The sequence below is a fragment of the Actinosynnema sp. CS-041913 genome (assembly GCF_050942485.1).
Classification (GTDB): Bacteria; Actinomycetota; Actinomycetes; order Mycobacteriales; family Pseudonocardiaceae; genus Actinosynnema.
Window position 1 is genome coordinate 4983089 of record NZ_CP192037.1, and the last position, 17590, is coordinate 5000678.

The following is a 17590-nucleotide window of genomic DNA, read 5'->3' on the forward strand; positions in this document are numbered from 1 at the left end:
ACACGCATGTCCATCGTCAGATCACCCAGACTCGCCGGCGCGCTGGTGCTCGCCCTCGCCGTGGCCACCGGCTGCGGCTCCGGTTCCGGCGACACCGGCGCCGCCGCCGACGGCAAGGCCGAGACCAGGGTCTTCAAGGCCGACAACGGAGACATCACCATTCCCGTCTCGCCCAAGCGTGTGGTGGCCACCGGCTACGCCGTGCCCGCCATGCTGGAGGCGGACGCGCCGCTCGTGGGTATCTCGACGTGGAAGCGCGGTCTGCCGCTGATGACCGAGGAGGACCTCGCCGCCTACGAGAAGCTGCCCAAGGTGGCGGGTGAGCAGGCCGCCGAGACGAACTACGAGGCCATCGCCCAGGCCGAGCCCGACCTGATCGTGATCGGGGTGCCGAAGCCGGTGCTCGCCGACATCGACCTGGCGCGGCTGGAGAAGGTCGCGCCCGTGGTGGCGATCGGTCCGAACGTGCCGTCCGCGTGGCGCGACCTGTCCCGCAAGCAGGCCGACGCGGCGGGCGCGCTGTCCAAGTTCGACGCGGTCCGCGGCGAGTACCAGACCAAGGCGGACTCGGTCGCGAAGAAGTACGCGGACGTGCTGCCCAAGCTCAAGCTGGCCCACGTCGGCGCGTACGGCGAGGTCGCCAAGGGCAACTTCCAGCGCGAGTTCAACGGCTCCTGGGGCACCAACATCGCCCAGGACACCGGCGCGAACTACTACGGCCAGGTGAAGGTCAAGGGCGGCGGCTCGCGCGACGTCAGCGAGTACCCGTCGATCGAGGAGCTGCCGGCCGCCTTCGCGGAGGCCGACGCGATCACCTACTCGGTCAACGCCGACGGCTCGATCCCCGCGCCGGTGAAGTACGTCCTCGAATCGGAGCTGTGGAAGAACCTGCCGGCGGTCAAGGCCGGCAAGACCTACCCGTTCCGCTACACCGAGGCCGCGACCTACCAGGCGGCCATGAAGACGCTGGACGCGGTCGACCAGGCGTTCGCGCCGCTGCTGGGCCGGTGACCACCACCCGTCGCGGGTCGGACGCGCCGACCGTGCCGCCCCGGACGGGTGCCCGGACCGCGCTGCTGGCCGCCGCGCTGGTGCTGCTGGTCGGGGTGGTGGTGGTGAGCGTCGGGATCGGCGCCCACGCCGTCGCCCCGACCGAGGTGGTGCGGGCGCTGCTGGCCTTCGACGGGTCCGGCGACCACCTCGTGGTCCGGGACATCCGGGTGCCCCGCGCGCTGCTCGCGATCGCCGTGGGCGCCGCGCTGGCGGTGGCCGGCGTGCTGGTCCAGGTGCTGTCGCGCAACCCGCTGGCCGAGCCGGGCGTGCTCGGGGTGACCGCGGGCGCCGGGTTCGCGATCACCGTCGGCACGGCGCTCGGCATCGCCGCCGCGCCGGTGGCGGAGCTGGGGCTGGCCGTGGTCGGCGCGGTGGCCGCCGCGGTGCTGGTCTACTCGGTCGGGCACCGGTCGCCGCTGCGCCTGGTGCTCACCGGGGTCGCGCTGAGCGCGGTGCTGGCGGGGGTGTCGCTGGGGCTGAACCTGATGATGCCGACCGTGTTCGACCGGTTCCGCTTCTGGGCGGTCGGGTCGCTGGCGGGTCGGGAGCAGGCGCCGACGACGCTGCCCGTGCTGGCGATCGCCCTGGGTGTGGTCGCCGCGCTGCTGCTGACCAGGCAGCTCAACGCGATCGCGCTCGGCGACGCCGTGGCGCACACGCTCGGCGTGAACGTGGCCCGGGTCCGGCTGGCCGCGCTGGTGGTGATCACCGTGCTGGCCGGCGCGGCGACCGCGGTGGCCGGGCCGATCCTGTTCGTCGGCCTGATCGTGCCGCACGTGGCGCGGCGGGCGGCGGGCGGCTCGGTGCCGTGGCTGATGGGGTTCGCGGTGGTGTTCGGCCCGATCCTGCTGCTGGTGTCGGACATCGGGTCGCGCGTCCTGCTGCCCACCGGCGAGGTGCCGGTCGCCATCGTGACCGCGTTCCTCGGCGGCCCGGTGCTCATCTGGGCGGTCCGGCGGTACGGGGCGGCGGCGCTATGACCGCGACCGTGCTGCGCCGGGGCGTGCTCTCGGTCCGCGTCGAACACCGCACCCTGACCCTGGTGGCGGCGATGGCCGTGGTCATCGCCGGGCTGGCCCTGCTCGGCCTGTGCTACGGCGCGACCTGGTCGAGCCCGGCGAAGGTGTTCGCCGCGCTGTCCGGCTCGGGCGGCGGCACCGGGGTGGTGATCCGGGAGTGGCGGCTGCCCCGCGTGCTCGCGGGCCTGGTCTTCGGCGCGGCGCTCGGCGTGGCCGGGGCGCTGTTCCAGAACATCACCCGCAACCCCATGGGCAGCCCGGACATCATCGGGCTCGACGCGGGCGCGTACACCGGGGCGCTGGTCGCGATCACCGTGTTGGCCGGCACGTCGGCGCAGTTGACGGTCATCTCCGTGGTGGGCGGTGCGCTCGCCGCGGCGGCGGTCTACCTGCTGTCGCTCGGCGGCGGCCTGTCCGGGCTGCGGCTGGTGGTGATCGGCATCGCCGTCAACGCGATCCTGACGGCGGTGAACTCGTGGATCGTGCTGCGCGCCGAACTGGAGGTCGCCATCGCGGCCGTCGGGTGGAACGCCGGCTCGCTCAACGGCGTCGACTGGGCCGACCTGCACATCCCGTTCGCGGTGATCGCCGTGCTGCTGGTGCTGCTGGCCACCCGCGCCCCCGCCCTGCACCAGGCCGCGCTGGGCACGGCTGTCGCGGTGACGACCGGGGTGCGGCTGGAGCGGCTGCGCTTCCAGCTAGTGCTGATCGGCGTCGGCTGCACCGCCACGGTGACCGCCGTGGCCGGGCCCATCGCGTTCATCGCGCTGGCCGCGCCGCAGATCGGCCGCCGCCTGGCCCGCGCGCCCGGCGTCCCGCTGCTGCCCGCCGCGCTGACCGGCGCGGTGCTGCTGCAGGGAGCCGACCTGGTCGCGCAGCTCATGCTGGCGCCGGTCTCGCTCCCGGTCGGCGTGGTCAGCACCGCGATCGGCGGGTGCTACCTCATCTGGCTGCTCACCAAGGAGGTGCGGCGGACATGACCGCACGGCCGACGACCTGGGCCCCGACCCCGACCCCGAGCCCGAGCGACCAGGCGTGGTCGGACCGGCCGAACCCCGGCCTTCCCGTCACCGCCGGCGTCGCGCCGGCCCTCGCCGCCACCGCCCGCGTCGCGCCCGACACCCGCGGCACCGCCGGGGTCGCGCCCGACTCCGCCGCCACCACCCGCGTCGCGCCCGACTCCGCCGCCACCACCCGCGTCGCGCCCGACTCCGCCGCCACCACCCGCGTCGCGCCCGACTCCGCCGCCACCACCCGCGTCGCGCCCGACTCCGCCGCCACCACCGGCGTGCCGTCGGTCTGACCGCGGCACGACCTCCGAGCGCACTCCCCCGACCCCAGGAGCGTGAGTTGAGCACCGCCCACGTCCAGCACCGCACCACCGCACCGACGCCGGTCGACACGGTGTTCGAGCTGACCAGCGCGCAACTGGGCATCTGGCACGCCCAGCGGCTGGAGCCCGACTCGCCCTACTACCTCGTCGGCGACGTGGTGGAGGTCGCCGGCCCGGAGCCGGTCGACGCCCGCCTGCTCGCCGAGGCGGTCCGCGCCACCACCGAGGAGGCCGAGAGCCTCCGGCTGCGGGTGTTCGACACGCCGTCCGGGCCGCGCCAGGTGATCCGCGACGAGCCCGTCGGGCTGCCCGAGGTGGTCGACGTCAGCGGGGAGCCCGATCCGCTCGCCGCCGCGCAGGCGCTGGTGGACGCCGAGCGGCGCGGCGCCGCCGAGGCCTGCAAGGCGATGGTGGACCGGGAGTTGTTCCGCCACACCGTCATCAAGCTGTCCGACCGCGAGGTCTGGTACACCCAGCTCGGCCACCACCTGGTCTTCGACGGCTACACCGCCGCCATGCTGGCCCGGCGCACCGCCGCCCACTACACCGCCCTGGTCAACGGCGACCCGCCACCGCCGCCGGCGTTCGGCCGGTTCGCCGACGTGGTGGAGGCCGACCGCGCCTACCTGGCGAGCGAGCGGTTCGAACGGGACCGGCAGTACTGGCGCGACCACCTCACCCCGCTGCCGGAGCTGGGCGACGGCGACGCCGCGACGGCCGGGCCGCCGGAGCGCACGCTGACCGCCCGCGCCGTGCTCCCGGCCGAGGAGGTGGACCGGCTGCGCGCGCTCGCGGAACGCGAGGGCACCACCTGGGGTGAGGCGCTGATCGCCTGCTACGCCGCGTTCCTGCACCGGATGGAGGGGCTGACCGACGTCGTGTTCGCCCTGCCGCTGATGTGCCGCACGGGCTCGGCGCTGCGCACGCCGGCGATGGCGGTCAACGTGCTGCCGCTGCGGGTGGCCGTGCGGGGCGACGACGGGCTCGGCGAGCTGAGCAGGCGGGTCGCGGCGGTGATGCGCGAGATGCGCGTCCACCAGCGTTACCGGGGCGAGAACCTGCCGAAGGACCTGGCCGTGCCCGGCGCGGGCGCGCTGCTGCACGGGCGGGGCGTCAACCTCAAGGCGTTCGACCTGGCGATCGACTTCGCGGGCGCGACGGGCGTCCTGCGCAACGTCGCGGGCGGGCCGCCGGAGGACATGGGGCTGAGCGTGCTGCCGACCGGGGACGGCGGGCTGCTGTTGGGCTTCGAGGTCGACGCCCGCACCCACGACCAGGCCGGCGTCGAGCGCAAGCTGACCGCGCTGCGCCGCCTGCTCACCACGCTGACCGGGCCCGACACCCCCGCGATCGGGCGGGTCGAGCTGGTCGGGCCGGAGGAGCGGGCCGAGCTGCTGGCGCAGTGGGCGACGCCCGCGCTGCCCGGCGTGCCGCGGGACGTGCCGGCCCTGCTGGACGACCTGGTGGCGGACCGGCCGGGGCAGACCGTGCTGGTGCACGGCACGGACCGGCTGACGACCGAAGACCTCGTCGGGCGGGTGCACCGCCTGGCACGCGCGTTGCGGGCCGAGGGGATCGGGCCGGACGACGTCGTGGCGCTCGCGCTGCCCCGTTCGGTCGACTTCGTCATCGCCCTGCTGGCGGTGCTCGACGCCGGGGCCGCCTTCCTGCCGCTGGACGTCGAACACCCGCCCGAGCGGCTGCGCGAGCTGGTCGCCGACGCGGGTTCCGCCCTCGTGCTGGCCGTCGGGGAGACCGCCGGGATCGCCCCGGACGCGGTCCCGTGCGTGCTGCTCGACACCCGTGCCGGGCCGGCCGACCTGTCCGGCGCTCCGCTGGCGCGCGAGGAGCTGGCCGCGCCGCGCGACCCGGAACACCTCGCCTACGTCATCTACACCTCCGGGTCGACCGGACGGCCCAAGGGCGTGCTCGGCCGGGCCGGTGGCCTGGCGGCGCTGCTGCACCACCACCGGTCGACCACGGTCGCCGAGACGGAGCGGGCCGCGGGCCGCCGGCTGCGGGTCGCGCACACCTACTCGTTCGCCTTCGACTCCGCTCTCGACCAGCTCATGTGGTTGCTGTGCGGGCACGAACTGCACCTCTACGACGCCGAGCAGGCCCGTGACGCGGAAGCGCTGCTCGCCGCCTACGCCCGGGACCGGATCGACGTCGTGGACACCACTCCGTCGATGGCCGCCCCGCTGATCGAGGCTGGTCTGCTGGACGCCGACCACCGGCCGGCGCTGCTCGTGCTGGGTGGCGAGGCCACTCCGGCGGCGCTGTGGCAGCGCGTCGCCGCGTCCGGTGTCGCGGCCCGCAACATGTACGGGCCGACCGAGGCCGCGGTGGACAGCACCACCGCCCGGATCGACGGCGGCGAGCCGACGATCGGCTTCCCGCTCGCCGGCACCAGGGTCTACCTGCTGGACAACGCCCTCCAGCCGGTGCCGCCCGGCACCCGCGGCGAGCTGTACCTGGCCGGCCCGCACCTGGCCCGCGGCTACCTGGGCCGGCCGGTGGCGACCGCCGAGCGGTTCGTGCCCGACCCGTTCGCGGGGCCCGGCGCGCGGATGTACCGCACCGGCGACCTGGCCCGGTGGACGCCCGGCCGGGGTGTGGAGTTCCTGGGCCGGCGCGACGGCCAGGTCAAGATCCGCGGTCATCGCGTCGAGGTCGGCGAGGTCGAGGCCGCGTTGGGCGCGATGGCCGGTATCAGCGCCGCGGCGGCCACCGTCCGCACGGATGCCGCGACGCCCCGGCTGGTCGGCTACGTCGTGCCCGCGGCCGGTGTCGTGGTCAGCCCCGACTCGGTGCGCTCCGCGCTCGCGGAGCGGCTGCCCGACCACCTCGTGCCCGCGGCCGTGGTCGTGCTGGACGAGCTGCCGCTCACGGTCAACGGCAAGCTGGACCGCGCCGCGCTGCCCGCGCCGCGCGCGACCGGCGGCGGCCGGGCCCCCGGCACCGAGCGGGAGCGGCTGCTGGTCGCGACCGTCGCCGAGGTCATGGGCGCCGAGCGGATCGGCGTGGACGACGACTTCTTCGCCCTCGGCGGGGACAGCATCACCGCGATCAGCGTGAGCAGCCGGTTGCGCGCCCACGGCCTGGAGCTGCGGCCACGCGACCTGCTCGCCCGGCGCAGCCTCGCCTCGCTCGCCGCGGCGGGCCGGGAGATCGGCGCCGGACCCGACCTCGCGCCCGACGACCCGACCGGGCCGGTGCCCGCGCCGCCGATCGTGCGCGCCCTGCTCGACCCGCATCCCGATTTGGACGCGGTGGCCGGGTACGCGCAGTGGACCGCGTTGCGGGTGGACGACGAACTCGCCCTCGACGACCTGGTCGAGGGCGTGCGCGCGGTGCTGGACCACCACGACGCGCTGCGGCTGCTGGTGGGGCCGTCGGCCGAGCTGGTCGTCCGCCCGCGCGGCGCGGTGTCGGCCGCCTCGGTCGTCAGCGAGGTCGCTGCCGATGGCACCGAGGACGAGGTCGCCGCGCTGGCCGAACGGCTGGCCGGGTCGCTCGACCCCCGCTCCGGCGACGTGCTGCGGGTCGCCGTGCTGCGCACCCCGTCGGACGTGCCGGACCGGCTGGTCGTGGTCGCCCACCACCTCGTCGTGGACGGCGTGTCCTGGCGGGTCCTGCTGCCCGACCTGCACGCGGCCTGCGCCGGGAACGACCTCGCGCCGGTCGGGACGTCGTGGCGGCGGCACGCGACGCTGCTCGCCGAACAGGGCGAGAGCGGCGCCCGCCGGAACGAGCTGGACCACTGGCGGCGCACGCTCGACCGCACCCACCTGGGCGACCGGCCGCTGGACCAGGCCGTGGACACCGTGGCCACCGCCGACCGGTCCGCCACGACCGCCTCGGCCGAGGTGACCGACGCGGTGCTCACCGCGCTGCCCGCGGCCTACCGCGCCGGCGTGGACGAGGTGTTGCTCGCCGCGCTCGTGCTGGCGTTGCGGCTCTGGCAGCGCGACCGGGGCCGGCCCGCCGACGACGCGACGACGGTCACCGTGGAAGGCCACGGGCGCGAGCAGCTCGTGGCCGGGACCGACCTGTCCCGCACGGTCGGCTGGTTCACCAGCGAGTACCCGGTGCGGGTGCCCGTCGACGCCGTGCGCGCCGACGCGGACCTGGCCGACGCGCTGGCCGGGGGCGACGCCGCCGGGCGGCTGCTGCGCGCCGCCAAGGAGGCCAAGCGGACGGTGCCCGACGGCGGCATCGGCCACGGCGTGCTGCGCCACCTCGACCCGGTCGCCGGCCCGGAACTCGCCGCGACCCCGCCGCCGGACGTGCTGCTGAACTACCTCGGGCGGTTCGCGTCGCTGCCCGGCGCCGGGTGGCGGCTGCCGGAGCGCGACGCGTTCGCGGTGGTCGAGCCGGCGGGCAAGGCGCTGGAGCAGGTGTTGGCGCTCAACTGCTTCGTGCACGAGGACGACGAGCCCCGCATCGCGGTGGAGTGGACCGCGGCGCGGAAGGTGCTGCCGCCCGACGCGGTGGCGGACCTGCACCGCGCCTGGGAGACCGCGCTGGCCGCGCTCGCCGCGCACGCCGCGCGGATCGGCCCCGACGGCGGCGGGCTCACCCCGTCCGACCTGCCCCTGGTCGACCTCGACCAGGCGGCCGTCGACGCGCTCGAACGCACCGGTCGGATCGCCGATGTCCTGCCCGCGACCCCGTTGCAGGTGGGCCTCTCCTTCCACAGCCTGGTGCGCGGCGACCTGGACACCGACGTCTACGTCGTGCAGGCGCAGACCCTGCTGCACGGTGACCTGGACGCCGACCGGATGCGCGCCGCCGCCGGGGAACTGCTGCGCCGGCACCCGGCGCTGCGCGTGTTCCTGCACACGACGGCGGCCGGCGATGTCGTCCAGGTGATCCCGGAGGGGGTCGACCTCGACTGGCGGCAGGTGGACCTCTCGGGGCACGCCCCGGCCGACCGCGACGACCTGTTCGCCGAGCACGCCCGTGCCGACCTGGCACGCCCGTTCGACACCGGCGAGCCGCCGCTGATCCGCTTCCTGCTGTGCACGCTGGACGCCGAGCAGCACCGGCTGGTCATCACCAACCACCACGCGCTGCTCGACGGGTGGTCCATGCCGCTGGTCGGCCGCACGCTGCTGGGCCTCTACGCCGAACTCGGCGGCGGCCCCGCCGTCCCGGCCGCACCGCCGTTGGCGGAGTTCCACCGCCGGCTCGCCGAACGCGACCACGACGCCGCGCTGGGGGCGTGGCGGGAGGCGTTGGCGGGCGTCGACGAGGGGACGCGGCTGGCGCCGGCCGGGTCGTCGGCCTCGGTCGAGCGCCCGGAGCGGGTGTGGCTCGGCCTCGGGGTGCCGTTCAGCGAACGGCTGCACGCGTTCGCCCGCGAGCGGGGCGTCACGACGACGACGGTGTTGCAGACCGCGTGGGGTGTGCTGCTGGGTCGGCTCACCGGGCGGCGGGACGTGGTCTTCGGCTGCCCGGTCTCCGGCCGGCCCGCCGAGGTGGCCGGGGTCGAGTCGATGATCGGCCAGCTCGGCGGCACCATCCCGGTCCGCGTCCGGTGCGCGCCGGAGGAATCCGCGGCGCGCCTGCTCGACCAGGTGCACGAGGAGAGCGTGGCGCTCGCCGACCACCACCACGTGGGGCTGCCGGAGATCCAACGGACGACCGGCGTGGGCGACCTGTTCGACACCATGCTGGTGATGGAGAACTTCCCGCTCTCCAGCAGACAGCGCACCACCCTCGCGCCCGGCCTGGACCTGGTGGGCGTGGACATCATCGACGCCACGCACTACCCGCTCACCGTCATCGTGATGCCCGAGGACGAGATCTCGCTCGGCCTGGGCTACCAGCCGCACGCGTTCGACGAGGACACCGTGCGCGGCTTCGGCCGCTGGCTGCGCAACCTGCTGCACGAGATCGTGGCCGACCCGGACCGGCCCATCGGCCGGCTGCGGGCGCTGGACGACGAGGAGCGGGACCGGCTGCTGCGGATGGGCGACGGTCCCGCGCACGCCAAGCCACGAGGTGGCTGCCTGGACGAGTTCGCCGGCTGGGTGGCCCGCAAGCCGGACGCCGAGGCGGTGGTCTGCCGCGACCGGACGCTGACCTACGCGGAGCTGGACCGGCGGGCGAACCGCCTCGCGCACGCGCTGCTGGCCCGCGGGGTGCGGCCCCAGGACGCCGTCGCGGTGCTGCTGGGCCGGGACGTGGAGATGGTGGTCGCGCTGTTCGGGGTGCTCAAGGCCGGCGCGGTGTACGTGCCGATGGACGCGAGCTACCCCAAGGACCGGCTGGCGTACATGTTCGAGGACATCACTCCGGCGGCGGTGGTGACGACCGGTGACGCGCTGGCGGTGTTCGGCGGCGCGCTGCCAGCCGACGTGCCGGTGCTCGGGCTGGACGACCCGGCGACGCTCGACGGGCCGTCCTCGTGGGACGCCGATCCGGCCGACGCCCGCCGCGCCCTCACCGAGGACTCGCTGGCCTACGTCATCTACACCTCGGGCACGACCGGCAAGCCCAAGGGCGTCGCGGTGCCGCACCGGGGCGTGCCGGACCTGATCGCGCTCCAGGAGGACGTCGTCGGGGTCACCGAGGGCGAGCGGTACCTGCACTTCGCGTCGACCAGCTTCGACGTGGCGTTCTGGCAGTTCATGGTGCCGCTGCTGTCCGGCGGCACCTCGGTGATCGCGCCCGACGAGGCGCGGGTGCCCGGCGACGAGCTGCTGGACTACATCGTCGAGCACCGGGTGACCGGCGTGAACCTGCTGCCGTCGTTCCTCGCCGCCATGCCCGACGACCTCACCGTGTCGCCCGACGTGTGGTTCATGGTCGGCGCGGAACGCCTGGACCCCGAGCTGGCCCGCCGCTGGGGCGACCGCCGGGCGCTGTTCAACGCCTACGGCCCGACCGAGGTCACGATCAACGCGGTCATGTGGCGGTACGAGGCCGACGACGCGGGCCCGCTGCCGATCGGCCGGCCGGACCCCGGCGTGCGGGCCTACGTGCTGGACGGCGGTCTGCTGCCGGTCGGTGTCGGCGTGACCGGCGAGCTGTACCTGGCCGGGCCGAAGCTGGCGCGCGGCTACGTCAACCGCCCCGACCTGACGGCGGAGCGGTTCGTCGCCGACCCCTACGGCGCGCCCGGTGACCGCATGTACCGCACCGGGGACCTGGTGCACTGGCGGCCGGACGGGAACCTGGTGTTCCTGGGCCGGGCCGACCACCAGGTCAAGATCCGCGGCTTCCGGATCGAGCTGTCGGAGATCGAGACGGTGCTGACCCGGCACCCCGACGTGCGGGCGTGCGCCGTGGTCGTCCGCGAGGACCGGCCCGGTGAGCGCCGGCTGGTCGGCTACGTCATCCCCACCGACGGGGCCGACCCGGACCTGGCGCGGCTGCGCCTGCACCTGGCCGGGGAGCTGCCGGACCACATGGTGCCGACCGCGCTGGTGGTGCTGGACAGCCTGCCGCTCGGTCCCAGCGGCAAGCTCGACCGGGCCGCGCTGCCCGCGCCGGAGGCCCGTGCCGCCGCCCCGGCGCGCGAGCCGGCCACCAACGCGGAAGCCGTGCTGCTCGGCGTGTTCCGCGAGGTGCTGGGCAGCGACGACGTCCACCTGGACGACGCGTTCTTCGACATCGGCGGCGACAGCATCGTGTCCCTGCGAGTCGTCTCGCGGGCCCGTCGCGAAGGCCTGAGCCTGTCCGCCCGCGACGTGTTCGAAGGGGTCACCGTCGCCGGGATCGCCGCGCGCTGCGGCGGTGTCGGCCAGGTCGAGGAGCAGCCCGCGACCGGCGACGCGCCGCTCACCCCTGTCATGCGGGACCTGCTGCGCCGCTGCGCGGCGGCCGGGGCGCCCGCTGACGGCTTCTGCCAGTGGGTGGAGGTCTGCGTGCCGCCGGGCGGCGACCCGGCGACGTGGCGCGCGGTGCTCGACGCCGTGCTGGTCCGGCACGACGCGCTGCGCGGCCACTTGGCCGACGAAGGTTCCGAGCCGACCGGAGTTCGCGGGCCGGTGCTGCGCATCCCGGAGGCGGGCGCGGTGACCGGGGCCGACGTGCTGGTCCACGTGCGCGCGACGGCGTCCGACGACCTGCGTGCCCTGGTGGACGGCCACATCGCCGACGCCCGCGCCGGCATGGACCTGCGCAAGGGTCCGCTGCTGCGGGCGGTGTGGGTGGACGCCGGTCCGACGCGGCCCGGCAGGCTGGCCCTGGTCGCCCACCACATCGTGGTCGACGCGGTGTCATGGCGGATCCTGCTGGACGACATCGCGCACGCCTACCGCACCGCCACCACCGCCGGTTCCACCGCCACCACCACCGCCACCACCAGCGGTTCCGTGTCCGTTCCGCCGCTGCCGAAGCACGGCCAGTCCTTCCTGGGTTGGGCGCGGTCGCTGCGCGAGGCGGTGTCGCGGCGGCGCGTGGAGTTGCCGCACTGGGAACGGGTGGCCGCCGCACCGGCCGAGCCGCTGGCGGCGTCCGCGCTCGACCCCGTCCGCGACACCGCGGCCACCGCGGTCCACCACCACCTCCGGCTGGACCCCGAGACGACGCGGACCGTGCTCACCACGCTGCCCGCCGCCTACCGCACGACACCGGACACCGTGCTGCTCACAGCGCTCGCCGAAGCGGTGGGCGCGTGGCGCGGCGGCGCGGCGGACGTCCTGGTCGCCCTGGAGGGCCACGGGCGTCCCGAGCACACGCCGGACCTGGCCGGCCCGGTCGACCTGTCCCAGACCGTCGGCTGGTTCACCGCCGTCCACCCCGCGCGGATCACGGTGCCCGACGGGGACGTGGCGGCGGCGTTGAAGGCGGTCAAGGAAAGCCTGCGCGCCGCCGGGGACGGGCTCGGCCACGGCATCCTGAGCGTGGACGGGCCGCTGGTCCGGGAGCCGGAGATAAGCTGGAACCACCTCGGCCGGTTCCCCGCCCTCCCGGCCGCCGAGACGCCGTGGCAAGCCCCGCCGGACGCCGATCCGCTCGGGTCGGGCGGCGGCGACGACCTGCCGCTCCCCCACGCCCTGATGATCAACGCCCTGGCGCGCGACGACGGGGACGGCGAAGCCCTCGGCGTCCGGTTCACCTGGCCCTCCGCGTTGTTCACCGAGGCGGAGATCGACCGGTTGGCCGAGTGCTTCCGCCGGGCGCTGGTGCGGATCGCCGGCGATCCCGGTGTGCGCGACCGGGCCGGTCTCACGCCGTCCGACCTGCCCCTGGTCGCGCTCGACCAGGCGGCGATCGAGGCGCTCGAACGGGACCACGCGGTGGCCGACGTGCTGCCGCTGACCCCGTTGCAGGACCTCATGGTCCGGCACGCGCGGACGCATGCCGCCGACCCGTACACCGTGCAGGCGGCGTTCTCGCTGTCCGGGGCGCTCGACGTGGCGGCGCTGCGCGCGGCCGGCGGCGACCTGCTGCGCCGGCACCCGAACCTCGGGGCGGTGTTCCCGCTGTCCCACGAGGTGCAGGTGATCCCCGCCGACCCGCGGCCCGGGTGGCGCGTCGTCGATGTGTCCGATGTGGACGGTGTCGAACGCGTGCTGGCCGACGACCTGGCGGAGCCGTTCGACCTCGCGGCCGGTCCGCCCGTGCGGCTGACCGTGATCCGGCGCGGCCCCGACCGCCACGAGTTCGTGCTGACCAGCCACCACGTGCTGTCCGACGGCTGGTCCGCGCCGCGCATCCTCACCGAGCTGTTCGCGCTCTACACCGCCAGGGTCCGCGGCGACGCGCCGGACCGCGCGCTGCCCGCCCCCGTCCCGTTCGCCCGGTACCTGCGGTGGCTGGCCGATCGCGACCGCACCGCCGACCTGCGCGCCTGGCGTGCCGAGCTGGCGGACCTGCCCGAGGGCGACTACCTCGTCGGCGACCGGCCCGAGGCGGTCGGCGCGGCGGACCCCGTGCTGCTGGAGGTGGACGCCACCGTCGTCTCCGCCCTCACGCGGGCCGCGGCGCACCGCGGCCTGACACCGAACACGGTGCTCCAGGGCGCGTGGTCGGCGGTGCTCGCGGCGCGGTCCGGACGCCGGGACGTCTGCTTCGGCGCCATGGTCTCCGGTCGCACCGCCGACGTCGACGGCGTCGAGGAGATCATCGGCCTGCTGGCCGGCACCGTGCCGGTGCGGGCCCGGTTCGCGGGCACGGTGGGCGAGGCGCTGGCCGACCTCCAGGCGCGGCAGCAGGCGATGGTGCGGCACCACCACGTCGGCCTGCCCGAACTGGCCCGGCTGACCGGACGCCGGCGGCTGTTCGACAGCCTCGTGGTGTTCGAGAACTACCCGGTGGACCCGGACCGGCTGCGCGAGCCCGCACCCGGCCTGGTCGTCACCGGAACCCGGTTCCGGGAGCGCACGCACCACCCGCTGACCCTGACCGTCGTGCCCGACGGCGGCGGCTGGACGGGCGTCCTCGGCTACCAGGCCGGGATGTTCCGCGCCGACGAGGCCGAAGCGCTCGCCGCCCACCTGCTCGCGGTGCTCCGGGACCTCCCCGGGTGCCTCGACCAGGACGCCGGCGACTTCCTCGCCCGGACGGCCGGGCCGTGACCGCCGCCGGGGTCCGGGCCGCCCGCCCGGTGGACGCCGCGCTCTGGCGCACCGCGTTCGTCCTGGTGCTCGGCACGTTCATGGCGACGTTGGACAGCACCATCGTGGCCGTCGGCATCGACGCGCTGGCCGACCGGTTCGACGCGCCGGTCACCGACCTCCAGTGGGTCAGCACCGGCTACCTGCTCGCCGTGGTGGCCGCCGTGCCCGCGTCGGGCTGGCTGGCGGACCGGTTCGGCGGTCGACGGACCTGGCTCGCCGCGGTGGCGGTGTTCCTGCTCGGCTCGGTGCTGTGCGCGCTGGCCTGGTCGCTGCCCAGCCTGATCGCGTTCCGGGTGCTGCAGGGCCTGGCCGGCGGGCTGCTGCCGCCGATCGGGCAGGCCCTGCTGGCGCGGGCGGCCGGCCGGGACCGGATCGGCCGGGTCATCAGCGTCGTGGGGATGGTGCCCCTGCTGTCGCCGGCGCTCGGTCCCCTGGTCGGCGGCTCGATCCTCGGTGTCGCGGACTGGCCGTGGCTGTTCTACGTCAACCTGCCGATCGGCGTGGTCGCGTTGCTCCTCGCGCGCCGCCACGTGCCCTCGGTCCCGCCGGCGGAGCAGCGCGCGCCGTTCGACTTCCGCGGCGCGGCGCTGCTGTCGCCGGGGCTGGCCGTGCTGGTCTTCGGCCTCACCGGATTCGGCGACCGGGCGGTGCCGCCGGCGGTGGCCGCCGCCGCCGTGCTGGTGGGCCTGGGGATGCTGGCCGGGTTCGTGGCGCACGGGCTGCGGACCAGGCGGACACCGCTGATCGACCCGCGGCTGTTCACCCGGCCGCCGTTCGGGGTCGCGGCGCTGGCGTTGGCCGTGCTGGGCGCGTCCGTGTTCGGCACGATGTTCCTGCTGCCGCTGTACCTGCAGACCGGTGAGGGCCTGTCGCCGTGGGAAGCCGGGTTGCTGCTCGCGCCGCAGGGCGTGGGCGCCATCGCGGGCTCGGTGCTGCTCAACCGGATCGTCGACGTGGTGGCCCCGCGCACCCTCGTGCTGACCGGCATCGCGCTGGTCGCCGTCGGCACGGCGCCGTTCACCCAGCTCGGGCACGCGCTGCCGGACGCCGTGATCGCGGCGTCGCTGCTGGTGCGCGGCGTCGGCGCGGCGATGATCGGCGCTCCGGTGATGAACATCGTCTACCGCCGGATCGAACCGGCGCAGCTACCCCGCGCGGCCGGCGCGCTGAATCTGCTCAGCACCGTCGGCGGCTCGATCGGCACCGCGGTCCTCGCCGTGGTGCTGCAACACCGGCTCACCGCGCGCGAGCCGGACATCCCCCTGGCGTTCGCCGACACCTTCTGGTGGGTGCTCGGCTTCGCCCTCGTCGCGGCCGTCGGCGCGACGAGACTCCCCCGCCGCGACCCTGTCGAGTCCACCGTGGACCGACGTCATGATCACGAGAAGGGCTCAGCGGATGCCTGATCTGGACACCCTGCCCACACCAGCCGAGGTGGACGCGGGACACCCCCTGACCACGGCGGTGGCCGAGACGGTGACCCGGCACCGGGAGACCGTCGCGGCCGTCCTCGACCGCCGCGACCCCCGACTGCTCGTCGTGGTCGGCCCGTGCTCGGTGCACGACCCCGACGCCGCACTGGACTACGCACAGCTCCTCAAGGCCGCCGCCGACCGCTTCCACGACGACCTCGTGGTGGTCCTGCGCGCCTACCTGGAGAAGCCGCGCACGGTGGCCGGGTGGACCGGCCTGCTGCCCGACCCGACGCTCGACGGCAAGGGCGACATCACGACCGGCGTGCGGCAAGGCCGGTCATTCCTGGTGGAGGCGGCGAGCGTCGGTTTACCGCTCGCCTACGAGTTCGTCGATCCGCTGCTGGCGCACTACGTCGCCGATCTGGTGACGTGGGGCGCGGTGGGCGCGCGCACGGTGGCCAGCCAGCCGCACCGCCACCTGGCGTCGTGGCTGCCGATGCCGGTGGGCATGAAGAACTGCGTCTCCGGCCACACCGGCACCGCCGTCGACGCCATCCGCGCGGCCGGCCTGCCCCACGCGTTCCCCGGGGTGGCGGCCGACGGGCAGCTCACGACCCTGCGCAGCGCCGGCAACCCCGACGCCCACCTGGTGCTGCGCGGCGGCCCGACGCCCAACTACGACGCCGGCCACGTCGCCGCCGCGCTGGCCGCGCTGACCGCCGCCGGGCTGCCCCGGCGGGTGGTGGTCGACGCCTCCCACGGCAACAGCGGCAAGGACCACCACCGCCAGCCTGCCGTGGTCGGCGACCTGGCGGGCCAGGTCGCCGACGGCAACACCGCCCTGGTGGGCGTCATGATCGAGTCCTACCTCGCCGACGGGCGGCAGGACCCGAGCTGCGGCAAGCTGCGCCCGGACCTCAGCATCACCGACGCCTGCCTCGGGTGGGAGCGCACGGTACCCCTGCTGGAGACGCTGGCCCTCGCCGCGCGGAGGCGTTCGACGAGGTGACGGTGGCGACGCCGGCGCTCAGGCCGCCGCCCGGCGGCGACCGGCGACGAGCAGCGCGACGGGCAGCAGGACGGCCAGGGCGAGCGTGACGACGTTGCCGACCTGGTCGACCACCGGCATGTGGTCGAGGTGGATCAGGTGGAACACCATGTGCGGCACCGCGAACACGAGGTACGCGGTCAGCACGGCCCGCACCACCAGCCGGTCGAGGGTGACCGCCGCGAACGCCAGCGCCACCGCGACGGCGAGGTTGAGGCTGCCGAAGTCGCGCACCAGGTGCTCGTTGAACGGCGGGAACATCGCCACCCAGTGGTGGCCGGGCGCCGGGAAGCCGTCGTAGAACCCCTGCGGCGCGACCAGCGCCCAGCCACCCACGGCCGCCTGCGTGACGGTCAGGAACCACAGTCCGATGCGAAGGAAGGTCATGTCCGGGGGACGAGCCCGGCGGACGGAACGTGACGCCGGGGACCGAACCGCAGGCGGAAACCGGTGAAGGCCAGGCCGAACAGGGGCCGGGCCGTGCCGAGCCACGCCAGCGGCCCGGCGGCGTCGACGCGCCACGACAACCGCGCGAACCCGACCCGGCCGCGGATCCGCAGCGGCGTCGACGCCACTCCTTCGGGCACCGCCTGCCACAGCGTTGCACCTGCGCGGAACGGGAACCGCCACCGGACCGGCCGGTCGACGCGGACCGCGGCGATGGCGACATCCCCGTCGGTGGATCGCGGGACTGCGGTGGATCGCGGGACTGCGGTGGATCGCGGGACTGCGGTCGACTCGAAGCGGGCCAGGTCCTTGGGGATGCCCCACAACGCGCGGCCACCGGCGCGGGAAGCGGGGCTGTCGACCCAGATGTCGGTGATGGACAACCCGATCCGCACCCCGCGCCGCACCAGGACCACGGCGAGCAGCTCCCGGTAGGCGAGCACCCCGCCCGGCCGGTAGTCGGCGAACGCGGTGACCACCACGGCCTTGCCCAGCAGCGTCACCGGCTCGACCGACGTGGGCAGGGCGGGCAGCGCCGCCGAGTCCACCAGCCACGCCGACGCCCAGCCGTCGCCGCGCAGCAGCCACGGCTCGGGCGGGTAGGCCACGCTGTCCACTTCGGACCCGCTCTCCGGTCGGGTGTGCGGCACAGAAACGATCCTAGGACGAAAGACCGTGGGTGACGGGACTGCTCACCG

9 protein-coding genes are annotated in these 17590 nt (G+C 75.4%); 7 read left to right on the top strand and 2 right to left on the bottom strand.

All coding sequences use genetic code 11. The features are described 5' to 3' along the window. Nucleotides 1–6: 6 nt before the first annotated feature. Genes ACQPZF_RS22935 through ACQPZF_RS22965 form a run of 7 tightly spaced genes read left to right on the top strand, consistent with a single transcriptional unit; the run spans nt 7 to nt 16406 of the window. Nucleotides 7–1011, top strand: coding sequence for an ABC transporter substrate-binding protein (locus ACQPZF_RS22935; protein WP_433260067.1), 1005 nt, complete (start codon nt 7–9; stop codon nt 1009–1011). Then, entirely contained in the window at nt 1008–2033 is a 1026-nt protein-coding gene (locus ACQPZF_RS22940; RefSeq protein ID WP_433260068.1) for a FecCD family ABC transporter permease, read from the top strand. Before ACQPZF_RS22935 ends, ACQPZF_RS22940 begins: the two co-directional genes overlap by 4 nt. Further along, nucleotides 2030–3052, top strand: a complete 1023-nt coding sequence (locus ACQPZF_RS22945) for a FecCD family ABC transporter permease (protein WP_433260069.1) — start codon at nt 2030–2032, stop codon at nt 3050–3052. Before ACQPZF_RS22940 ends, ACQPZF_RS22945 begins: the two co-directional genes overlap by 4 nt. Beyond that, the gene (locus ACQPZF_RS22950) at nt 3049–3375 is read left to right on the top strand and encodes a hypothetical protein (RefSeq protein ID WP_433260070.1); all 327 of its coding nucleotides are present in this window, start codon (nt 3049–3051) and stop codon (nt 3373–3375) included. Before ACQPZF_RS22945 ends, ACQPZF_RS22950 begins: the two co-directional genes overlap by 4 nt. A gap of 47 nt (nt 3376–3422) precedes the next feature. Next, the gene (locus tag ACQPZF_RS22955; protein WP_433260071.1) at nt 3423–13940 is read left to right on the top strand and encodes an amino acid adenylation domain-containing protein; all 10518 of its coding nucleotides are present in this window, start codon (nt 3423–3425) and stop codon (nt 13938–13940) included. After that, nucleotides 13937–15388, top strand: coding sequence for an MDR family MFS transporter (locus tag ACQPZF_RS22960; protein ID WP_433260072.1), 1452 nt, complete (start codon nt 13937–13939; stop codon nt 15386–15388). The genes ACQPZF_RS22955 and ACQPZF_RS22960 overlap by 4 nt, the downstream gene beginning before the upstream one ends. Next, a complete protein-coding gene (locus ACQPZF_RS22965) occupies nt 15381–16406 on the top strand; it encodes a 3-deoxy-7-phosphoheptulonate synthase (protein WP_433260073.1) in 1026 nt (341 codons plus the stop codon). The genes ACQPZF_RS22960 and ACQPZF_RS22965 overlap by 8 nt, the downstream gene beginning before the upstream one ends. A gap of 18 nt (nt 16407–16424) precedes the next feature. On the opposite strand, the gene ACQPZF_RS22970 is transcribed toward ACQPZF_RS22965, so the two are convergent. Together ACQPZF_RS22970 and ACQPZF_RS22975 are read right to left on the bottom strand one after the other, a co-directional pair. Further along, entirely contained in the window at nt 16425–16832 is a 408-nt protein-coding gene (locus ACQPZF_RS22970) for a hypothetical protein (RefSeq protein ID WP_433260074.1), read from the bottom strand. Continuing rightward, nucleotides 16829–17542: an acetoacetate decarboxylase family protein gene (locus ACQPZF_RS22975; protein ID WP_433260075.1), complete on the bottom strand. Its 714-nt coding sequence runs from the start codon at nt 17540–17542 to the stop codon at nt 16829–16831. Before ACQPZF_RS22975 ends, ACQPZF_RS22970 begins: the two co-directional genes overlap by 4 nt. Nucleotides 17543–17590 lie beyond the last annotated feature (48 nt).